At 43.3% G+C, this 20,758-nt stretch carries 18 protein-coding genes; 10 read left to right on the plus strand and 8 right to left on the minus strand.

The genetic code is table 11. The annotated features are described in order from the left end of the window. Positions 1-7: 7 nt before the first annotated feature. From hemN to SD449_RS06435, 4 genes are all read right to left on the minus strand, one after another. Positions 8-1,366, minus strand: coding sequence for an oxygen-independent coproporphyrinogen III oxidase (gene hemN, locus SD449_RS06420; protein WP_318309406.1), 1,359 nt, complete (start codon positions 1,364-1,366; stop codon positions 8-10). 209 nt (positions 1,367-1,575) lie between these two features. Beyond that, the gene (locus SD449_RS06425) at positions 1,576-2,307 is read right to left on the minus strand and encodes an energy transducer TonB (protein ID WP_318309407.1); all 732 of its coding nucleotides are present in this window, start codon (positions 2,305-2,307) and stop codon (positions 1,576-1,578) included. 93 nt (positions 2,308-2,400) lie between these two features. Next, positions 2,401-3,129: a DUF2490 domain-containing protein gene (locus SD449_RS06430; protein ID WP_318309409.1), complete on the minus strand. Its 729-nt coding sequence runs from the start codon at positions 3,127-3,129 to the stop codon at positions 2,401-2,403. Positions 3,130-3,232: 103 nt separating this feature from the next. Next, positions 3,233-4,201 carry an ROK family protein gene (locus SD449_RS06435; RefSeq protein ID WP_318309410.1) on the minus strand — a complete coding sequence of 323 codons (969 nt, stop codon included), beginning with the start codon at positions 4,199-4,201 and terminating at the stop codon, positions 3,233-3,235. Between the two features lie 195 nt (positions 4,202-4,396). Here SD449_RS06435 and SD449_RS06440 point away from each other — a divergent pair, with 195 nt between their 5' ends. From SD449_RS06440 to SD449_RS06465, 6 genes are all read left to right on the plus strand, one after another. Further along, entirely contained in the window at positions 4,397-5,188 is a 792-nt protein-coding gene (locus SD449_RS06440; protein WP_318309412.1) for a universal stress protein, read from the plus strand. A gap of 15 nt (positions 5,189-5,203) precedes the next feature. After that, positions 5,204-7,039, plus strand: coding sequence for an SLC13 family permease (locus SD449_RS06445; protein ID WP_318309414.1), 1,836 nt, complete (start codon positions 5,204-5,206; stop codon positions 7,037-7,039). A gap of 18 nt (positions 7,040-7,057) precedes the next feature. Further along, a complete protein-coding gene (gene pckA, locus SD449_RS06450; protein WP_318309416.1) occupies positions 7,058-8,674 on the plus strand; it encodes a phosphoenolpyruvate carboxykinase (ATP) in 1,617 nt (538 codons plus the stop codon). Positions 8,675-8,684: 10 nt separating this feature from the next. Then, the gene (locus tag SD449_RS06455) at positions 8,685-10,004 is read left to right on the plus strand and encodes an ATP-dependent 6-phosphofructokinase (RefSeq protein WP_318309418.1); all 1,320 of its coding nucleotides are present in this window, start codon (positions 8,685-8,687) and stop codon (positions 10,002-10,004) included. Between the two features lie 80 nt (positions 10,005-10,084). Continuing rightward, the gene (locus SD449_RS06460) at positions 10,085-10,384 is read left to right on the plus strand and encodes an HPF/RaiA family ribosome-associated protein (protein WP_318309419.1); all 300 of its coding nucleotides are present in this window, start codon (positions 10,085-10,087) and stop codon (positions 10,382-10,384) included. A gap of 46 nt (positions 10,385-10,430) precedes the next feature. After that, positions 10,431-11,057, plus strand: a complete 627-nt coding sequence (locus SD449_RS06465; RefSeq protein WP_318309421.1) for a hypothetical protein — start codon at positions 10,431-10,433, stop codon at positions 11,055-11,057. On the opposite strand, the gene SD449_RS06470 is transcribed toward SD449_RS06465, so the two are convergent. The 3 genes from SD449_RS06470 to SD449_RS06480 form a co-directional block, all read right to left on the minus strand. Further along, entirely contained in the window at positions 11,054-11,203 is a 150-nt protein-coding gene (locus tag SD449_RS06470) for a hypothetical protein (RefSeq protein WP_318309423.1), read from the minus strand. The two genes, SD449_RS06465 and SD449_RS06470, sit on opposite strands and share 4 nt — an antisense overlap. Before the next feature lie 105 nt (positions 11,204-11,308). Continuing rightward, positions 11,309-12,700, minus strand: a complete 1,392-nt coding sequence (locus SD449_RS06475) for a sugar porter family MFS transporter (RefSeq protein ID WP_318309425.1) — start codon at positions 12,698-12,700, stop codon at positions 11,309-11,311. A 32-nt stretch (positions 12,701-12,732) separates the two neighbouring features. Next, entirely contained in the window at positions 12,733-13,977 is a 1,245-nt protein-coding gene (locus SD449_RS06480; protein ID WP_318309427.1) for a 3-deoxy-D-manno-octulosonic acid transferase, read from the minus strand. Between the two features lie 80 nt (positions 13,978-14,057). Here SD449_RS06480 and SD449_RS06485 point away from each other — a divergent pair, with 80 nt between their 5' ends. Genes SD449_RS06485 through SD449_RS06495 form a run of 3 tightly spaced genes read left to right on the plus strand, consistent with a single transcriptional unit; the run spans position 14,058 to position 16,629 of the window. Then, the gene (locus SD449_RS06485; RefSeq protein WP_318309429.1) at positions 14,058-15,212 is read left to right on the plus strand and encodes a DegT/DnrJ/EryC1/StrS family aminotransferase; all 1,155 of its coding nucleotides are present in this window, start codon (positions 14,058-14,060) and stop codon (positions 15,210-15,212) included. 2 nt (positions 15,213-15,214) lie between these two features. Continuing rightward, a complete protein-coding gene (gene galE, locus SD449_RS06490; protein WP_318309431.1) occupies positions 15,215-16,231 on the plus strand; it encodes a UDP-glucose 4-epimerase GalE in 1,017 nt (338 codons plus the stop codon). A 41-nt stretch (positions 16,232-16,272) separates the two neighbouring features. Then, complete coding sequence (locus SD449_RS06495) at positions 16,273-16,629, plus strand: hypothetical protein (protein ID WP_318309432.1); 357 nt, start codon at positions 16,273-16,275, stop codon at positions 16,627-16,629. 8 nt (positions 16,630-16,637) lie between these two features. Here the strand turns inward: SD449_RS06495 and SD449_RS06500 are convergent, their stop codons facing one another. Further along, positions 16,638-17,738 (minus strand): acyltransferase family protein, encoded by a 1,101-nt coding sequence (locus SD449_RS06500; RefSeq protein ID WP_318309433.1) that lies wholly within the window; start codon positions 17,736-17,738, stop codon positions 16,638-16,640. A gap of 209 nt (positions 17,739-17,947) precedes the next feature. Between SD449_RS06500 and SD449_RS06505 the strand changes: the two genes are divergently transcribed. Beyond that, positions 17,948-20,752 carry a 2-oxoglutarate dehydrogenase E1 component gene (locus SD449_RS06505; protein WP_318309434.1) on the plus strand — a complete coding sequence of 935 codons (2,805 nt, stop codon included), beginning with the start codon at positions 17,948-17,950 and terminating at the stop codon, positions 20,750-20,752. Positions 20,753-20,758: the final 6 nt, after the last annotated feature.

Genomic DNA, 20,758 nt, shown 5'->3' on the forward strand with positions numbered 1-20,758 from the left:
TTTTAGGTTAAACGGTCATGGAAAATATTCGGGTATTTGGTTTTTTTCGATGCATTCTAAGGTCAAAAGCCATGCTGATGTTCCTTACGAAAGGCCTACCTTTTTCGGTCACTTTTATTTTGTTGCCATCGATTTCGACCAATCCGTCCATTTGCATTTCGGATAGATTCTTTAAGATGCTTTCAAAATCGATTATCTGCTCTTCATCAGGGTTCCACGCAGTCTCGAATTGGCACATGATGTCAAGGATATGTTTCCTTATGATTTCATCCTCCTTGTTTAGGATATGTCCTCTAAAAATAGGGATTAAGCCTTGCGAAACCAAATTTTCATATTCCTCCACGTTTTTTACGTTTTGGGCAAAGCCGTACCAGCTATCACTGATGCTGGATGCGCCCAAGCCTATCATGAGAGTTGTTTTTGATGGTGTATAGCCCATAAAATTTCGGTGCAGGGTGCCGTTTTCCAGAGCTTTGTGCAAACTATCATTCGGCAGGGCAAAGTGGTCCATGCCAACATCCTTGTAGCCAAATGAGGTGAGCATTCTCTTGCCCATTTCGTACTGTGCCTTTTTTTCAATGGAAGATGGCAAATCCTCTTCTTTATAACCACGCTGTCCGTTCCCCTTCAACCATGGCACATGGGCATAACTGTAAAAGGCAATTCTGTCCGGTTTTAGGGCATTGGTCTTCATAATGGTTTCCTCGACATCGGAGCAGTACTGAAACGGAAGTCCGTAAATAATGTCATGGCCCACCGAGGTATAGCCTATTTCCCTGGCCCATTCAGTGACGTTTTTCACGTTTTCAAAAGGTTGTATCCTGTTGATGGCACGTTGCACGGTAAGGTTATAATCCTGTACGCCAAAGCACACTCTCCTAAATCCAAGGTCGTAAAGTGTCTGTAAGTGCTCCTTAGTGGTATTGTTCGGGTGACCTTCAAAACTGAACTCTATATTGTCAGCCATTTTGCTTAGACGAACAATCCCATTGATCAACATTTTTAAATTTTCCGGAGAAAAGAAAGTTGGGGTTCCACCGCCCAAATGCAGTTCCTTGATTATAGGTTTGGCCCCCATTAGGTCAAGGTAAAGTTCCCACTCCCTTAGGACAGCTTTAATGTATGGTAATTCTACATCGTGCCTTTTGGTGATACGTTTATGGCAGCCGCAAAAGGTGCACATATTTTCACAAAATGGCAAATGGATATAGAGACTGATTCCCTCTTCCGGGCTTTCCTGAAACGCACGGAGCACACTGGATTTCCATTTTTTACCGGAAAAACTGTCCGGTTCCCAATAGGGAACTGTTGGATAACTCGTATATCGAGGGCCGGGAACATTATATTTTTTAACTAATCCACACATAAGCTACATACCTTAACATTATAGGCCAAAAGTACTTTTGATGTTTTTTTAAAAACATGACAATTGTCAGTATCCCTTATTTAGGTGCCCGGTTTTAAGTTTTGTTGTTCCACCATCTAGCGCAAAATGGCCGTTCTTTTTGTGGATGTTGGTGAAAAAAGGCCCAAGCTTATACTTGGGCCTATCCTATAAAACTATTGGACAACGTTTCAGTTAGTGGCCATAATAAAGTTTATGGGAATACTATATTTTACGCTTACTGGTTTACCACGTTGTTGTCCGGGCTTTACCTTTGGTAGGGAAGCTATGATTCTTTCAGCTTCTTTCTCCAACAATTTATCCGGACCTCTCTTTTCTATACCTCCCACCTTACCGTTGGAATCGATGACAAATTGAACATAAACTCTACCGGTAATGCCCATTTCCAAAGCTGCCGGAGGATACGAAAAGTTGGTTTTAATGTGTTCCTGTACCTTTTGGTTAAAGCACTCTTTGCGTTCGGCCTGAGTCTTTAGGTCCTCGCATCCGGGAAAAACGGGCACATATTCAATAACGGAAAAGGGAACCACAATTTCTTCCTCCACTTCTTCCACGTCCACATCCTCGATTTTTACCACGGCATCCTCAATAAAGGTTTCTTGGCTACTTTCGGTACTCTCGATGATGGTTTCTTTTATATCTTCCACATCCTCCACGATTTCAATAACATCCGGTGAGGATGGTGGGGGTGGGGGTGGGGCGGTCCTGATCATTTCAGTAATGGGAACATCTTCCTTAAGCTCGTCTGTCACCTGTACAACTTCGGAAACTTTGGATTCTTCCTCGTAAAACTTTACTTCGAAGGATTGCCATGTCAAGAACAATACCGAAGTAAGTCCTATCATGAAATATAGACTGCTGTTGCGTCCAATTTCTGCGTTTGGGTTCTTTTTTGGTTTCATGACTTCTACTATTTAACTATGTTAAAGGTAGTTCTCTCCGATATCAGAAAATATGATAATAATCAGGTTTTGGAACGGTCAACCAATTGTGCTTTAATAGGGTAACACCTGATTTGATTTTAGGGACAAGTCTTTTTTCGTAAGGTCAATGTCAAAGTAAAAGCTCAGTCTTACCATATTCTCTCCATAATCTCTGAACCTTCGGTTGAAGTATCCAATATCCGCTTTCAGAGTTGGTGTAAGTTTGCGGCCAAAACCCACGAAGATTCTGTTTTCACTAAAGGTCTTGCCCTCCAGGTTAAGAAATGCCTCGTCAAAAGCCTTAAAATACATTCCCTTATAAATAGGTCTCACGTATTGAAGCCGATATCGGATTCTATTGTTCACTTTAGGGTCTTCCGTGTGAACGAGCCTCCGATTTTCAAAACGGATGCGTTGTGCGATAAAGTTTTTGTTGAATTCTGATTTGAAATCAAACTCGCCATACATCCAAACCTGGTTGGTGTTGATTACATCATTTGGTTCCAAGTAGGAGTTCGAATTGATGAGGGCAAATCCGCCCGTCAACGTAGCGGTTTTACTTACATGGTATGAAGCTCCTGTCCTTAAAAAGAAAAATCCATAGGTGTCCACCATATGGTGATGCCTTAGAATCCCTACAGCGGGTACACTCCAGTCTTCGTGAACTTTTACGTTGCCACAAAGGACCAGCCAAGAACCATATTCATTTTCTTCGGAGTTTTGGCCATAGGAAGGAAAATGGATCAAGACTATAAATGCCAGGGAACAGAGTAGTCCGAGCAAATACTTTGTAAACCCCATGGTCAATGGTTTTTGATTGTTGGAGTACAAAGGTTTTCACTAAGATCAACGACATAGTATGATACTTGTCATATTATGTCCTTTTTCTTAAAAAAATATCTTTTTAAGCCTGTTTTTTCTTTTGATTCTCCCAAATCAGGGCGGCGGCACCGCAAATGGCAGCTGTTTTTCCCTCCATGCTGGAATACATGAGTTTTACCTTTCCCTTATAAACGTCCAAAAGAAAGCCGTTGAAGTATTTTTCCAGAGGATTCATGATCCATTTCCCGCTGTTCGTAAGTCCACCCATTAAAATAAAGGCTTCTGGCTGGGTAAAAGCGGTAAAATTGGCCAATGCCTGCGCCATGATCCGAGCGGTATAATCAAAAGCCTTTAACGCAATTTCATCGCCTTCTTCCGCGGCTTGGGTAATGTCCTCCCCATGAAGATCGTTATAGGCAACGTCCCTGAACCTGCTATCCACCAAATATTTGCTTTGCATGTACATAACGGTGCGCTTGAGTCCCGTGGCGGAAACATAGGCCTCTAGGCCACCTTTTACACCAAGCCCCGTTAACCGGCCATCGCCTATGGTCATGTCCACGTGGCCAAGTTCTCCGGCAAATCCATCATATCCGTCAATAAGTTGGCCATTGGCCACTATTCCGGCGCCAAAACCCGTGCCCAAGGTCACCACGATAAAATCGGTCATGTCCTTTGCTCCGCCAAAGAGCATTTCGCCCAATGCTGCTGCACTGGCATCGTTCATGATCCGTATGGGCATATCCATTCTTTGTTTAAGAAGTCTTACCAAAGGAACGCTTCCTTTCCATGCCAAGTTGCTGGCACTTTCAATGGTCCCGTTCTTACTGGAGGCATTTGGGGCCCCGATGCCGCATCCAATTATATTGGCTCTCTCGCCAAATTGCTCCAGTAGTTCGTCGCAGGTAGATTTGATTTTATCCAGGTAATTGTCCAAGTTGGGGTACTCCTTGGTTCTAAAGAATGTTTTTTCGTAGCATTCCCCGTGTTCGTCCACTAAACCGATTTTGGTTTTGGTCCCGCCTATGTCAATACCTATAACTAAATCCATGATTATTGTTGCCTTATTTTATGGTCCCTAAATATAGCTATTATGGAAGCAATAATATAACGCTTCGGACTTTTATGGTGACGTATTTTTTGGTAATATAAGGGTAAAATTAAGAATCCTGACTTCTGTCATGTTTTGGGTCATGCCCGGATTCTATTTTTGAAACAGAATTATAATAATCAAATAAAAACAGGTATGAGCACTCTAAAAAAAATATTAATTCCTTTTGATTTTTCGGAGGCATCATTGAATGCTTTGGAATATGCGGTCAATTTTGTGGGCACTGAAAGAACGATCAGTATTTTGGGCCTTTATGTGGGTTCCATGGCGATCAGTGAGTCGGACAATGAAAAATTGGGCAAGGATTTTTCCAAAGTATTGGAATCTTTCAACATCAAATTAAAAGTTGAGCCCAAATTCGCTACGGATACTGGTGAGGTGATCGCAACCATTCTATCCGCACAGCAAAGGAGCAATGCCGATTTGATCATGATGGGGACCATGGGCGATAAAATTACCGATGAAGCCATAACCAATACCTCAAAACTGGTATTGCAGGCCAATTGTCCGGTAATCTCAATTCCGTATGGAACAGGGATCAAGGACCCAAAAAACATCGCTTTGGTTTTGGGAGGCGAAAAAATTGATGACAAATCAGTTTTGGAAACACTATTGGATGTTGCCAGAACCTTTGACGCCCGAGTGCACGCTTTGACCATTTACAAGGATTCCATTTACGATGAACAGGCCATCAAGGAGTCCAACGAGAATCTATTGGAATACTATCTGGAGCATTTCTATGAGGACCATACTTTCAGTAAAAATGAAGATGTGGAGCAAGGAATCCTGGATTACATCAAAGAAAAAAATATTGACCTCTTGACCATATTGCCAAGAAACCATACAGAGAAAAGCATCCCTTCGGAAGGGCGGTTGACAAAATTGTTGACCTTGCATTCCGAGATACCGGTGCTTGCCCTGGACTAAATAATACCTATTAACATGCTGCCACTGTTGATTATTTTGGGGATTACCATTGTGTTGTTTGTATGGGGAAAATTTCCTCCCGATGTGGTTGCCTTAATGGCTATGTTGTCGCTTTTTCTCACCGGTATTTTAGATTTGGGCGAGACCTTGACCGGCTTCAGTAATCCGACAGTGATCATGATTGCGGCCCTTTTTATAATAGGAGAAGGACTTTCCAGAACCGGTTGGACAGCCATGGCAGGGCAGTTTTTTGTGAAATGGGCCAGAAAAAACGTTTCACGTTTGTTGGTCATTGTGACCTTGGGCTCCAGCTTGCTTTCGGGTGTCGTCAGCAATACCGGTACCGTGGCAGCACTGCTTCCGGTAACCGTTACCGCAGCTTGGAACGCGGGGACCTTGCCATCAAAATTGTTGATTCCCGTAGCCTTTGGTTCCAATACAGGGGGACTGCTTACATTGACGGGTACGCCACCCAATATTATCGTGAGCAATGCACTGGCAGAAAACGGTTTTACGGGTTTTTCGTTCTTTGAATTTGGATTGATAGGGGTGCCCCTTCTCATTATTTCCATACTTTATTTTAGGTATGTCGGCTATAAGTTGCTGCCGAATCATAGGACCAATAACAAACCTATGGCCATAGATCAGGAGATGCACAAATGGATAGAAAATTACAGTATCGGCGATAATTTGTACCGATTGCGTATCCGTTCAATGTCGCAATTGATCAATACCAAAATAAGGGATTGGAATTTCGAGAGCGAACACAAGGTGTCGGTAATGCGCTTAAAACGTAGACACCCCAATAAATTGCATCGAATTCCCCAATTTGTGGAAATGCCCGGATTGGATACCGAAATGCGCTATCACGATATCATCACCGTAAAAGGAGAGCCAGAGGATGTGGATAAACTGGTTTTGAAATTTCATTTGGGCGTCATTCCGCTCAAACCGGAAAAGGACATGCTCAAAAAGGAGCTGATCAATCAGGAAGTGGGCATGGCCGAGATGATCATTACACCGAAGTCCGTTTTTGTGGGCAAAACCATAAATTTGGGTCATTACCTCCGTCAGGCAGGAGTTCAGTTGTTGGCGGTTTCGAGGGATAATGCACCATTGACGGGGAAAATAAAGATTAAGGCAGGGGATGCATTTGTCATCCGTGGGCAGTGGGAAAACATTATTGCACTGAAATCCGTATACGAAAACCTCGTGATTTCAGGAAGTCCAGAAGCCTTGTCCAAAAATGTGGACCAATTGACTACAAAGAGCTATGTGGCGCTGGGTACTTTGGTACTGATGATACTTCTACTGGTACTCAATATTTTCCCGGGGGCCATAGCGGCACTAATTTGTGCTGGAATCATGATGTTGACCGGTTGTGTGCCCATTTCCAGAGCGTACAAGGGCATCAGTTGGACGAGCGTGGTAATGATTGCTGCCATGATTCCCATGGGATTGGCCCTTCAGAAAACCGGAGTGGCACAATTGGCGGCCAACAGTCTGGTGGAGAGCTTGGGAAGCATTCACCCCGTAGCCTTGTTGGCAGGTATTTTTCTGTTGACAGCGGCTTTCAGCCAAACTATCAATAACTCGGCAACAGCGGTATTAATGGCGCCAATCGCAATAATGGCATCCATGACACTGGGGGTTTCGCCCAAGCCTTTTATGATAGCCGTCGCCGTAAGCGCATCTACCGCATTCTTGACCCCTGTAGGGACTACGACCAATGCCATGGTAATGTCCGCAGGCGGATATAAATTCATCGATTATGTAAAAGTGGGCGGCCCATTGCTCCTGCTTTTCTTTATAGCAACATTACTTTTGGTTCCATGGATATGGAGCTTCTAATTCTTTAAAAACACTGACATGATCACAACCAAAGACCTCAGCAAGTACGGATTAAAGAATGTACAACCGCAATGGAATCTTGACGCGGAAACCCTGCAAAAACTTACATTGGAAAAAGACATGGGGGTAGAAACCGAGAACGGTACCCTATGCGTTAATACAGGTAAATTTACCGGTAGATCTCCAAAAGACCGTTTTTTGGTGAAGGACGAATACACCAAGGACAAAGTTTGGTGGGGCAGAATAAACAAACCAGTATCTCCCGAAAATTTTGATAAGTTATATGATGAGGTTACCAGCTACCTCGATGGCAAGGAAGTTTTTGTAAGGGATGCCTATGTATGTGCAGACCCAAAATATAGAATGAATGTTAGGACCATAACCGAATATCCATGGTCCAATTACTTCATCAAAAATATGTTCTTGCGTTTGGATGAGACCGAACTCGAAAACTTTGAAGAAGAATGGTTGGTACTTTGTGCTCCCGGGTATGAAGCTCAGAACCCATCTGAATATGGAATATTGAGTGGCAACTTCTCAATACTCAACTTTACCAAGAAAATTGCTTTGGTAGGTGGCTCTGCCTATACGGGTGAGATGAAAAAAGGAATTTTCTCTGCATTGAACCTTATACTGCCCACCGAAAAAGAGGTATTGCCCATGCACTGCTCCGCCAATGTTGGCGAAGCAGGGGATACCGCTATTTTCTTTGGATTGTCAGGTACGGGTAAAACTACCTTGTCCGCCGATCCCGATCGTAAACTTATCGGGGACGATGAGCACGGCTGGACCAAGGAGGATACCATCTTTAATTTTGAAGGAGGGTGTTACGCCAAGGTAATCGACCTTACAGAAGAAAAGGAGCCGGATATCTTCAGGGCGATTAGACCAGGAGCCTTATTGGAAAACGTAGTATTTAAGGAAGGAACCAAAGAAGTGGATTATTCTGATAGTTCCATTACCCAGAACACAAGGGTAAGCTATCCGATTTTCCATATCGATAACATTCAGGAACCTTCTTACGCATCCAACCCCAAGAATATCTTTTTCTTAACTTGTGATGCCTTTGGGGTGTTGCCACCGGTATCCAAACTGACCCCTGGTCAAGCGGCGTATCATTTTATTTCTGGTTATACGGCCAAAGTGGCTGGGACAGAAGCTGGTATTACGGAGCCCGTTCCATCGTTCTCCGCATGTTTTGGGGAACCTTTTATGCCATTGCACCCAGCGGTGTACGCGGAAATGTTGAGCGAAAAAATGAAAGCCTCCGGGGTAAACGTCTGGTTGGTAAATACCGGATGGAGTGGAGGACCTTACGGAGTGGGGTCAAGAATCAAGCTTAAATACACTAGGGCAATGATTTCTGCTGTTCTTGAAGGTAAATTGGATGATGTGGACTTTGATACCCATCCAATTTTTGGTTTATACATGCCAAAATATTGCCCGGGCGTACCCACAGAGATGTTAGACCCAATGAACACATGGTTGCAAAAAGGGGCCTATGTGAGCAAGGCCATTCAATTGGCCCACTCGTTTCACATCAACTTTGATAAATTTGCAAGTCAAGCATCGGATGAGATCATGAACGGTGGACCGCTCATCGATTCGCACCACAGCTTGACAGAACATCTTTAGAACCTAAAAAGTGAGCAGCACAAATAGATTTAAAATAGAAAGCTTAGGGGCGTCGGAATATAAGTCGCCCCTGCAACTTAGCACCGTTAAAGGCGACCGTATCTTCAATTTTGTAAGTGAATCGGACCGATTGGTGTTCGATTTATCCATGGATTACTACAATCAATGCCTTAATGATGGCGAAGCACCCGTGTGCATGGAAAAGGCCGGTCCTAGGCAAAATATATTTTTCGACACGAAAAATACCACAGCGGCCATTGTGACCTGTGGCGGGCTTTGCCCTGGGATCAACAATGTGATTCGTGGACTCGTGATGGCCCTTCACTATTTCTACGGCGTAAAAAGAATCATAGGGATTCCGTACGGCTATGAAGGCCTAAACCCGGAAAAAGGCCATGGGTTGGTGGAACTAACCCCTGACAAGGTCAAGGATATCCATCAATTCGGGGGTACATTTTTAGGCTCGTCCCGTGGCGGGCAGGACGTATCCGTTATGGTGGATACCCTTGAGGACCATAAAGTGGACGTGCTTTTTGCCATTGGAGGGGATGGAACTTTGAAAGGAGTGAATGCCATAGGGGAAGAAATCACCAAAAGAAACGGGAAGATAAGTGTGGTAGGAATTCCAAAGACGATTGATAACGATATTGACTTGATTGATGAGTCCTTTGGGTTTCAAACCGCTTTTGATGTGGCCAGTCCTATTTTGCGGGATGCCCATAACGAAGCCACGGGGGCTTATAACGGCATTTCCATCATCAAATTGATGGGGAGGGACAGCGGTTTTATTGCTGCATCCGCAGCTTTGGCCATGCCTGTGGTAAACTTTGTGCTCATTCCAGAAATGGATTTTACACTTGATGGCAAAGACGGTTTTTTGAAAGTCCTTGAGAAACGCCTGCATCAAAAAAAGCACGCCGTTATCGTGGTGGCCGAAGGAGCGGGGCAACAATTGTTCAAGGATAGGGAGATTGTTACCGATGCATCCGGAAATGTAAAGCACGAGGATATAGGGGTTTTCCTAAAGGAAAAAATATCCGAATACTTTAAAGGGAAAAGCCCTGTGACCATCAAATACATCGACCCGAGTTATATTGTACGCTGCGCCCCGGCCAATTCCAGTGATAGTGTCTATTGCAGTCGGTTGGCCTATCACGCAGTGCACGGTGCCATGGCGGGAAAGACCAAATTTGTGGCCAGTAGGGTGAACAATAGGTACGTGTACATTCCCATTACCGAAGTGACCAAAAAGCGTAAAAAAATTGATTTGGAAGGGGAATTTTGGTTTTCGGTACTGCAGAGTACGGGCCAACCTTTTTTTCTGGGATAACGGTCAGTTTTTTAAATGACAATTGTCATTAAATTTTACCTTTAGTAATTATAGATTTGAATATAATTAAAACAAAAGTCATGGAAGTACATGTTCAATATCAAAAAATGAAGACCAGTGAATCATTGACCCAATTGTTAATGAAAAAACTGGAAAGTTTGGAGAATAAATATAGCTGGTTGATCAAAGCGAACGTTCTGTTCAAAATGGAAAATGACAAAGCTGGGGAAGGAAAAATTTGCGAGATTGAATTGAGCGCACCGGGCCCAAGGATTTTTGCCAAGTCCAGTACCGATGATTTTGAAAAATCCATGTCCGAGACCGTTGAAGATTTGAGAAGACAACTGGAAAAAAGGCAGGCAACGTTTGCCACCCATTAATTAAAAATAAGATCGCTGCTGCGCATGGATCTGTAAAACCCTGATCATGAAATCAAAACTTATAATCCTAAGCCTGATATTCCTAATGGGATGTTCCTCCACGCGATTGGTAAGTACCTGGAAAAATCCGGATGTGGTACTTTTTGATGCCTATCAGGTCCTGGTGGTCGGAATGATACAGGATGACAGTGCCCGAATGGAATACGAGACCAAGTTTGTGGAGGTCTTGAAAGCACAGGGCGTGGATGCCATGCGCAGCATAGATCTTTTTGATGTGGAGTTTACTTCATCCGAAAGGACCAAAAAAGAATTGGAAGAAGTGGAAGAACAATTATTGGACAAGGGTTTTGATGCGATTTTGTTCACGAAGGTCATAGGGACCGAGAACCGCAGGACTTTCAAGGATCACATTAGAGATGTAGATCAAATGTTCGTAAGGTTCACCAATGATTATTTGGAGCATCAAAACATTTATTACGATGAGGGATACTATAACAGCTTCAATATCTACCATTCGGAGACTTCCTTGTACTGCATATGTATCGGAAAGGAAATAGAACTGATATGGAAAGGCGAAGTGGATGTCACAGAGCCCGAAAATATAAATAGGGCAATGGACGCCTACATCAAGCTGGTCACAAAATCAATGGGGGAACAAAATGTGATTTTTTAAGAAGAAAGGCCAATGGCCTCCAATACCCCCAAAAAGTCAAGCGCTATCAAAATCGGTATTGCGATCAAAATAACGATCAAGATAAAGACCATAACGCGCAAAAATGCGACCATTAGTTTGTTTCCTATGCTAATTTCATCCGCCATAATAGTGTAATTTCTATCAATTTACGGAATTATTTGCGCATTGTTATAACCCGGTGGACCAATAATCGACTAAAGGCTGTTTTTTTGGTATATGCTGTAAGCCAATCAATTGGATTTGTCCTGCTTTTTGCTGAGCAGTTTTCCAAGCTCCTCCAAAGTAATTCCTTTGGTCTCCGGCATCATAAACATGACCCAAAGCAGTTGCAGTACCATCATTACGGCAAAAAAGATGAAAATAGGCCATGGATTGTCCTTGAAGATTCCTATTTCAGCATCTAAAAAAGTGGGCGTCAACAGTGTAATCAACGCCGCAAACACCCAATGTGTGCCCGTTCCCCACGATTGCCCATAGGATCTTACCTTGTTCGGGAATATTTCGGAAATAAAGACCCATATAACCGCACCTTGCCCTATCGCATGTGAAGCGATAAAGATGAGAATGAAAGTTAGCAATAAAACCGAGCTGGCTCCCGAGTAGAAACACCAGCCGACCATTGCCAAGCTTACAATGTAGCCGATAGAACCGATGTACATGAGCTGTTTTCTTCCAAGTTTATCGATAAGGGAAATACCGACAAAGGTGAAAATCAAATTGATGACACCGATGGATATGGAACTAAAAAGCGATTCCCCGGAAGCTAGACCGGCCCGTTCCAAAATTTCAGGTGCGTAGTAGAGTACAAAATTGATTCCCGATAGTTGATTGAAAAAAGCGATCAAAAAAGCCAATAATAAGGGTTTGTTGTATTTCCCGGAGAACAGGCTGTCCTTCTTTTTTTCCGGAGTTTCGAACAAGGCGATTTTTATTTGCTCCAAATGAACGGATGCCTTGTCCTTGGCAATGCCCAGCAATGTAATGGATTCGATTACCACAGCGTCTGCCCGTTTCTTCATCAAAAGCCATCTGGGACTGTTGGGTATCTTAAATACCATCAGGGTATAGATCAGCGCCGGAAGCGCCTCTATCCCCAACATCCATCGCCAAGCTATGCTTTCATCAAAAATGATCCCGATGAGGTAGTTGGATATGAACGCGATCAAAATCCCAAAAACAATATTGAACTGGTACATGGCCGTGAGCCTTCCTCGGGTCTGGGCCGTGGAAATCTCAGAAATGTATACAGGCGCTGCCACAGATGAAGCGCCTACACCGACCCCGCCGATAAATCTAAAAAGCGAAAAGCTAAAGGGTTCGGGAGCAAAAGCTGACCCTAAAGCAGACGCGAAATACAGCACACCTATCCAGAACAAGGTCTTTTTTCTGCCCAACCGATCCGTTGGAATACCTCCAAAGAGCGAGCCGAGAACGGTTCCCCACAATGCCATGGACATGATAAAGATACCGTGGAAGGTAAAAATGGAATCGCCCAAAAACCAGTTGGTGCCCCAAATCTCTTTTATGGGTTGGTTGGCCCCGGAGATCACTACGGTGTCGAATCCAAACAAAAAGCCCGCTAGGGCCGCCGTCAATGAAATTCTAAAAATACGCTTGTCCATACAGGAGGAATTTCGCTAAAGCTAACCAAATTTTATAAAATCCCGGAAATGTATTTCATGACCAAATCGGCAGCTCCTTTATTGGCGTTGATATAATCGGCGTTGATAGCTCCAATGTTTTTGATGGAAATGGGTTTGTTCAATAGGTCATTCATCAAATTGTCAAAACTATCCTGACTGGAAATCGGAATAATTCCTCCTTCGTTGACCAAGTCTTCAGCTTCTTTGAAGCCTCCAAATTGTGGTCCGATGATAATTGGGATGCCAAAAACCGCAGGCTCCATGGTATTGTGCAATCCTGTGGCAAAGCCACCGCCAACATAGGCAACGTTGGCATAGCTGTAAATTTTGGTCAGCAAACCAATCGTGTCCACAATAAGGACATCGGTTTCCTTAAGGTTTTGGTTGTCCAGTTCGGAATAGCGTACCGCGGGTTTTTCGAGTGCAGAAGCAATTTTATCGATATGTGCCGACTTGATTTCGTGCGGTGCGATGACAAACTTTACTTTTTCGGTGGCTGTGTTGATGTAATTGATTAGGATTTTTTCATCTTCCGGCCATGTGCTTCCGGCCACCAAACAGAGCTGGTTGTTCTTGAAGCGATCCATAAAATCCAGTTGGTTGTTTCGTTTCAGGATTTCAGAAACTCGGTCCAATCGAGTATCGCCACCAATACTGGAATTTTTTATTCCGATGGATTCCAAAAGTTTTTTTGATTTATCATCTTGCACAAAATAATGGTCAAACTTCCTTAGGCTCTTTCGCATAAACCCTCCAATGGATTTAAAATAAATTTGTCTGTCGGAGAAAATAGCGGAGACCAAAATGGTTGGGATATTTCTTTTTTTGAGATGATATAGGTAATTGGGCCAGACCTCATATTTTACAAAAATGGCCAATTTCGGATTTACAAGATCTAAAAGGCGTTTGACCTTGGCATTACTGTCCATGGGTAGGTACACCACCACATCGGCTGCGGATGTGTCCTTTTTGACCTCATAGCCGGAAGGCGAAAAGAAGCTGAGAACCAATTCATGTTCGGGATATTTGGAGCGTAATCGTTCCAAAATAGGAAGTCCTTGTTCAAACTCGCCAAGGGAAGCCACATGCATCCAAATGGTTTGGTCATTTTCATTGAGTTTCGCTTTCAAAATGGAAAACGTCTTTTTCCTGCCTTGAACAAACAATTTGATCTTACCATTGAAAAAGGCAATCACTTTAAGGCCAAACCAAGCAACGTTGATGAGAATGTTGTACAGAAAACGCAAGGGCATCATTTTTCGCTAAAATACATTCTTTCGGTCAGAGACCATTATGGCATCTTAATTTCTTAATTTTGACGTATTAATTTATTGGGATGAAAAAAATTCAAATGGTTGACCTAAAAGGTCAATATGAAGGTATAAAAACGGAGGTCAATGATGCCATTGCGGAAATCTTGGATTCTTCTGCGTTCATAAATGGTCCTCATGTGCAAGCTTTTCAAAATGAGTTGCAGGAGTATTTGGGGGTGAAACATGTGATTCCCTGTGCCAATGGGACCGATGCGCTGCAAATATGTATGATGGGCCTTGGGCTGAAACCGGGCGATGAGGTGATTACAGCAGACTTTACCTTTGCGGCGACCGTGGAAGTAATCGGTCTGCTGCAATTAACACCTGTTTTGGTAGATGTAGAGCCCGATACATTTAATATAGATGTGAAAGCCATAGAAAAGGCGATTACTCCAAAAACAAAGGCGATCGTTCCCGTTCACCTATTTGGGCAATGCGCCAATATGGACGAAATTATGGAATTGGCCAAAAAACATGATTTATATGTCATTGAAGATAATGCGCAGGCCATAGGAGGTTCTTATTTTTCCAAGGATGGCTCCAAACAAAAGGCTGGCACAATTGGAAATTTAGGGGCAACATCGTTCTTCCCATCAAAAAATTTGGGCTGTTATGGAGATGGCGGCGCTATTTTTACCAACGATGATGATTTGGCACATATTATTCGTGGTATTGTAAACCATGGCATGTACAAAAGATATTATCACGATGTGGTAGGTGTCAACTCGCGTTTGGACTCCATTCAGGCTGCTGTTCTAAGGGCCAAATTGCCCAAGTTGGACCACTACAATCAAAAACGTTGGGAGGCAGCATCAAAATATTCCAAGGCATTTAAGGGGCAGGAGCATATCATTGTTCCAAAGATTTCCTGCGGTTGTGATACGGAGAAAAGCGTTTGCGATTGCCACGTATTTCACCAATATACATTGCGGATCACCAATGGCAAAAGAGACGCGCTTGTGCAACATTTAAATGATAACGACGTTCCTTGTGGTGTATATTATCCGGTTCCGTTGCACAAACAGAAAGCTTATGTGGACGACCGATACAACGAAGATGATTTTCCTGTGACCAATCAATTGGTGAACGAAGTGATTTCTCTTCCGATGCATACCGAGCTCGATGATGAACAAATTGAATATATAACCGGTTTGGTAATCGACTTCGTAAACAAATAAAAATGAAAATACTCGTAACTGGCGGTTTGGGCTTTATTGGCTCCCACACCGTTGTTGAACTACAGAATGAAGGTTTTGAAGTGGTCATTGTGGATAACCTTTCCAACTCATCCATTAATGTTTTGGATGGTATCGAGGCCATCACAGGAAAGAAACCTCTTTTTGAAGAATTTGACCTTCGTGATAAGCCCAAGGTCCAAGATTTCTTCCAAAAACACAGTGATGTTGCCGGTGTAATTCATTTTGCGGCATCAAAGGCTGTGGGAGAAAGCGTGGAGGAACCCCTTCTGTACTACGAGAACAACCTTGGTGTATTGGTCTATATCCTTCAAGAGTTGAAGAAAAAGGGCGGTGCAAGCTTCATCTTTAGTAGTTCCTGCACGGTTTATGGCCAAGCGGATGAAATGCCGATAACTGAGTCGGCCCCGGTTAAACCTGCTGAATCCCCATATGGGAATACCAAGCAAGTGGGAGAGGAAATTATTAGGGATACCTGCAAGGTAAATCCAGAGATCAAAGCCATTGCGCTACGCTATTTTAATCCAATCGGTGCTCATCCATCAGGTAAAATCGGGGAGCTTCCCATGGGGGTGCCCCAAAATTTGGTTCCTTTTATCACCCAGACCGGAATTGGTCTAAGGGAACAACTTTTGGTTTTTGGCGATGATTACCCCACGGAAGATGGCACATGTATCAGGGATTACATCCATGTGGTTGATTTGGCCAAGGCGCACGTAGCGGCATTGCAACGTCTTTTGAAAGATGAAAATGAAACTAACTACGAAGTCTTCAATCTCGGAACAGGGACCGGAAGCTCCGTTCTGGAGGTCATCCAAAGTTTTGAGCGAGTTTCCGGCGAAAAGCTAAATTATAAGATTGTGGACCGAAGGCCTGGGGATGTTATTCAGGCGTATGCTGATACCAAAAGAGCTAATGAAGTGCTTGGGTGGAAAGCAAAATCCAGTCTGGATGATGCCATGAAATCTGCTTGGGAATGGGAGAAAATAGTAAGAAGTTAAGTCGGAATAATCCCAAATCTTGATTTGTACGTAGATAGAGTATGCTTCCCAACTACAATAACAGTTTGGAGTTGCTGGAAAGTGTCCAGCAAGAGCAGCTCTATCAAAAACTTTTGCTGCAGCTCAAAAAGGATTTTGAATTGGCCAATGTGCCCATTAATCTTCCTTTGGATATAGCTCCCGAGGAACTGAAAAGTATCATTCACGAAAAAATTTACTTTTTGATCGTGGAAAAGTTCCCGGAATATCTCAACCTATTATATGTGGTGGATATTTCGGAAAATGAAATTAAAAGGATAGCTCCATCCGATGTTGTTGACATTTCGGAGGAGGTATCCTTTCTGTTGTTGAAAAGGGAATGGCAAAAAGTGTGGTACAAATCCAAATATAGCAGCTAAGCCCTCCATTATACCTTCACGTAGATGCCTTTTTTGTCCATAAAGTAACCCACGACCCAACAGGTGAACATGATCCACAAGGCAAATAACAAAGACCCCATATAACCACCTGACCAAGAAATGAACACGTTGTCGGCAATCCATCTATATAGCGAACCATCTTTGGTGTTGATTGCGTAAAGTGATATCACAAATACTTCGGACAACAGATAAATGAACAAGGTGTTTTTGCCAAAGACCTCAAAAAAGTAGCTCCAACTTTTTGCTTTCCTCATATCCAAAATATAGATGAGTATGGCAATCGCCATCAGGTCGATTCCACAAGTAAGCAGTACAAAAGAGCTTGTCCACAGTTTTTTGTTGATGGGAAGAATCAGGTCCCATGCCAATCCAGCGAAGATCAGGGCAAAGCCCACCATCATCAATTTGGCCACTGTTTCATAATTTTGGCCGTTGTTCTGGATAAATCTACCCGCCAAATAACCAATAATTACGTTTACAATAGCTGGCAGTGTGCTCAGCAATCCTTCCGGGTCAAAAGCTATGCCCTCGCCATGGTACATGTGGCTTGGTCCAATAAGCCATTCATCCAATTTTAGGACAGCATTCCCTGTCAGTGTGAGGTCCCCAAAACCTATTAAAATCATGTGATACCCCACTAAAAATAAAGCACTCAGCCAAATGGCCGTTTTGGTCTTCACAAAATATAGGATGATGGAGGCGAACATGTAGCAGAGCGCAATACGTTGAAGAACGCCAAATACTCTGGTTTCCGAAAATGGTTTCAACTGTCCTTCATCAAAAAAGGGATACCAATACATTAAAAAGCCCAAAAGAAAAATAATGGCCGTCCGCTTCAAAACTTTTTTGAAAAACGCAGGGGTGCCCATATTTTCATACTTTTTCATACTAAAGCTCATGGCATTCCCCACCACGAACAAAAAAGTAGGAAAAACAAGGTCGGTCAACGTAAAACCGTTCCATTCGGCATGTAATAATGGTGAAAAGGAGGTAGAACCATTTCCTGGGGAGTTGACTATGATCATTAAGGCAACGTCCAGTCCCCTGAAAACATCGAGGGAGAGGTATCTGTTTTTAAGTTTGGACATATTAGGTTGGTTTAGCTGGTCGGTCAAGTTAAATTATTTTTAGTTTCCACTGTTAATTTCAGTTAAAAATTTCATTTTTATTGCTTTACCGTTTATTCTGTGATATAGTTGTAAATTTGAGTAAGAAAATCACGGGAATACAAGCATATAAATGCTAAAACCCGTATTTTTGACAAAATTTTCCATAAAGTTTTGGAGAAACAGAAAGAATGGACAAATATTCATTTTTAAACGCTGCGCACACTTCATTTTTTGCGGAGCAATACGATAAATATCTAACGAATCCCGATCAAGTAGAGCCCAGTTGGAGGGCTTTTTTTCAGGGTTTTGATTTTGGTTTGGAAGGATCCCTAGAAGATTTGGGAATCGAATCGGATAAGGGTGATGGCGGCATGGTCGTGCTTTCCAATGGACGGAAAGTGGAAATGCCGGAAACCTTGCAAAAGGAGTTTCAGGTCATCCGCCTTATCGATGGTTACCGTTCCCGTGGGCACCTCTTTACCAAAACCAACCCGGTAAGGGAAAGGCGCAAGTATGAGCCTACCTTGGACATAGACAACTTTGGTCTTACCCAAGATGATCTGGACACTGTTTTTGATGCTGGAAAGATATTGGGCATTGGCCCTGCATCCCTAAAGGAAATCATACGCCATCTGGAAAGCATTTATTGCGATGCCATTGGGGTGGAGTATATGTATATCCGCACTCCGGAACGCATCCAGTGGATTCAGGATTGGCTCAACAAGAACGATAATCATCCCGATTTTACACCGGACGAGAAAAAGAATATCCTCCGTAAGTTGAACGAGGCCGTTTCCTTTGAAAGCTTTTTGCACACCAAATATGTGGGGCAAAAGCGATTTTCACTGGAAGGCGGTGAATCTCTGATCCCGGCATTGGACGTAATCGTTGAAAAGGCTGCGGACAAGGGAGTAAAACAGTTTGTGGTCGGAATGGCCCACAGAGGTCGTTTGAACGTGCTAACCAATATTTTTGGAAAGTCGCCCAAAGACATCTTCAGTGAGTTTGATGGTAAGGATTACGAGGAAACCATCTTTGATGGTGACGTAAAATACCACTTGGGATGGACCTCAAAACGTGAGACCGATTCTGGGAAAATGGTCAATATGAACATTGCCCCGAACCCTTCGCACCTTGAGACCGTAAACTCTATCGTTGAGGGTATTTCCAGAGCCAAGCAGGACCGCGATCATGGGGACAATATTTCTGAAGTATTACCGATTTTGATTCATGGTGATGCCGCTTTTGCTGCCCAGGGAGTGGTCTACGAAGTGATTCAGATGGCCCGTTTGGATGGTTATACCACAGGAGGGACCATTCATATTGTGGTAAATAATCAGATTGGATTTACTACGAACTATTTGGATGCAAGGTCCTCGACTTACTGTACCGATGTGGGCAAGGTTACCCTTTCGCCTGTACTTCACGTAAATGCTGATGATGCAGAGGCCGTGGTACATGCCACCACCTTTGCCTTGGAATATAGAATGCGGTACAAGCGTGATATATTCTTGGATCTATTGGGATACCGTAAATATGGACACAACGAGGGTGACGAGCCCAAGTTTACCCAGCCGTTGTTGTACAAATCCATATCAAAGCATAAAAACCCAAGGGATATTTACGCTGAGAAGTTGATAGCCGAAGGCATTATCGATGAGAACTACGTAAAGGAACTTGAAGAAAAATATAAGAACGATCTTGAAGAGAATCTTTTGGATTCCCGAAAAATCGAGAAGACCAGAATAACCCCGTTCATGCAAGATGAATGGGAAGGGTTTGAGCAAGTGACCGAAGAGGTGATGCTGAAACCCATGGACACTTCCTACGATCTTAAAAAGTTGGATGAGGTCGCCAAGAGTATCACCAAATTGCCAGAGGATAAAAAATTCCTGAGGAAATTGGAGCGATTGGTGGAAGGTCGCCATGCCATGTATTTTGAGGATAATAAACTCGATTGGGCCATGGGCGAACTTTTGGCCTATGGATCGTTGATTGAGGAAGGTTACGATGTTAGGATGACAGGCCAGGATGTGGAAAGGGGAACCTTCTCGCACAGGCATGCGGTCATCAAAACAGAGATGCACGAGGAAGAAGTGGTGCTGCTGAACGAGATGGGAGACAACCAGAATGGGAAATTCCATATCTATAACTCCTTACTGTCAGAATATGCCGTTATGGGATTTGATTATGGCTATGCCATGGCAAGTCCGAAAACATTGACCATATGGGAGGCACAGTTTGGGGATTTCAGTAACGGGGCCCAGATAATCATAGATCAATATTTGTCATCGGCAGAAGATAAATGGAAATTGCAGAACGGATTGGTGCTTTTGTTGCCCCACGGTTATGAAGGTCAGGGAGCGGAGCACTCATCTGCACGTATGGAGCGATACTTACAGCTTTGTGCCAAGGATAATATGTTCGTGGCAGATGTGACCACTCCGGCAAACCTGTTCCACTTGTTCCGTAGGCAAATGAAGGCCAATTTCCGTAAACCATTGGTGGTATTTACGCCAAAAAGTTTGTTGAGGCACCCAAAAGTAGTCTCCACCAAAGAAGAAATGGCCAACGGTAGTTTCCAAATGGTGATAGATGACGCTGATGCAAAAGCGACCAAAGTAAAAACATTGGTGTTCTGTACCGGTAAGTTCTATTATGATCTTTTGGACAAACGTGAAGAGTTGGAAAGAGATGATGTAGCTTTGGTACGTGTGGAGCAATTGTTCCCATTGCCGGCTGAAGAAATGCGAAGCATCATCAAAAAATACAAGAACGCCGACGATATTGTTTGGGCACAGGAAGAACCAAGGAATATGGGGGCCTGGGGCCACATGTTGATGCATCTGGACGAGGCCAAACAGTTTAGGGTGGCATCCCGCAGGTTCTACGGAGCCCCTGCAGCAGGTAGTGCGGTGCGTTCAAAAAGACGTCATGCCCAAGTATTGGACTACGTTTTTGACAAGAGTAAGGACAACATGCAAATAAGATAATTCAAG

It is taken from the genome of Flagellimonas crocea, assembly GCF_033441595.1.
GTDB lineage: Bacteria > Bacteroidota > Bacteroidia > Flavobacteriales > Flavobacteriaceae > Flagellimonas > Flagellimonas crocea.

What these genes read in the sequence shown, in the direction of transcription:
- pckA (WP_318309416.1), top strand. Translation starts at nt 7,058, where the DNA reads ATGATCACAACCAAAGACCTCAGCAAGTACGGATTAAAGAATGTACAA.
- SD449_RS06440 (WP_318309412.1), top strand. Translation starts at nt 4,397, where the DNA reads ATGAGCACTCTAAAAAAAATATTAATTCCTTTTGATTTTTCGGAGGCA.
- SD449_RS06465 (WP_318309421.1), top strand. Translation starts at nt 10,431, where the DNA reads ATGAAATCAAAACTTATAATCCTAAGCCTGATATTCCTAATGGGATGT.
- hemN (WP_318309406.1), bottom strand. Translation starts at nt 1,366, where the DNA reads ATGTGTGGATTAGTTAAAAAATATAATGTTCCCGGCCCTCGATATACG.
- SD449_RS06500 (WP_318309433.1), bottom strand. Translation starts at nt 17,738, where the DNA reads ATGTCCAAACTTAAAAACAGATACCTCTCCCTCGATGTTTTCAGGGGA.
- SD449_RS06485 (WP_318309429.1), top strand. Translation starts at nt 14,058, where the DNA reads ATGAAAAAAATTCAAATGGTTGACCTAAAAGGTCAATATGAAGGTATA.
- SD449_RS06460 (WP_318309419.1), top strand. Translation starts at nt 10,085, where the DNA reads ATGGAAGTACATGTTCAATATCAAAAAATGAAGACCAGTGAATCATTG.
- SD449_RS06495 (WP_318309432.1), top strand. Translation starts at nt 16,273, where the DNA reads ATGCTTCCCAACTACAATAACAGTTTGGAGTTGCTGGAAAGTGTCCAG.
- galE (WP_318309431.1), top strand. Translation starts at nt 15,215, where the DNA reads ATGAAAATACTCGTAACTGGCGGTTTGGGCTTTATTGGCTCCCACACC.
- SD449_RS06425 (WP_318309407.1), bottom strand. Translation starts at nt 2,307, where the DNA reads ATGAAACCAAAAAAGAACCCAAACGCAGAAATTGGACGCAACAGCAGT.
- SD449_RS06470 (WP_318309423.1), bottom strand. Translation starts at nt 11,203, where the DNA reads ATGGCGGATGAAATTAGCATAGGAAACAAACTAATGGTCGCATTTTTG.
- SD449_RS06445 (WP_318309414.1), top strand. Translation starts at nt 5,204, where the DNA reads ATGCTGCCACTGTTGATTATTTTGGGGATTACCATTGTGTTGTTTGTA.
- SD449_RS06505 (WP_318309434.1), top strand. Translation starts at nt 17,948, where the DNA reads ATGGACAAATATTCATTTTTAAACGCTGCGCACACTTCATTTTTTGCG.
- SD449_RS06475 (WP_318309425.1), bottom strand. Translation starts at nt 12,700, where the DNA reads ATGGACAAGCGTATTTTTAGAATTTCATTGACGGCGGCCCTAGCGGGC.
- SD449_RS06435 (WP_318309410.1), bottom strand. Translation starts at nt 4,201, where the DNA reads ATGGATTTAGTTATAGGTATTGACATAGGCGGGACCAAAACCAAAATC.
- SD449_RS06480 (WP_318309427.1), bottom strand. Translation starts at nt 13,977, where the DNA reads ATGATGCCCTTGCGTTTTCTGTACAACATTCTCATCAACGTTGCTTGG.
- SD449_RS06430 (WP_318309409.1), bottom strand. Translation starts at nt 3,129, where the DNA reads ATGGGGTTTACAAAGTATTTGCTCGGACTACTCTGTTCCCTGGCATTT.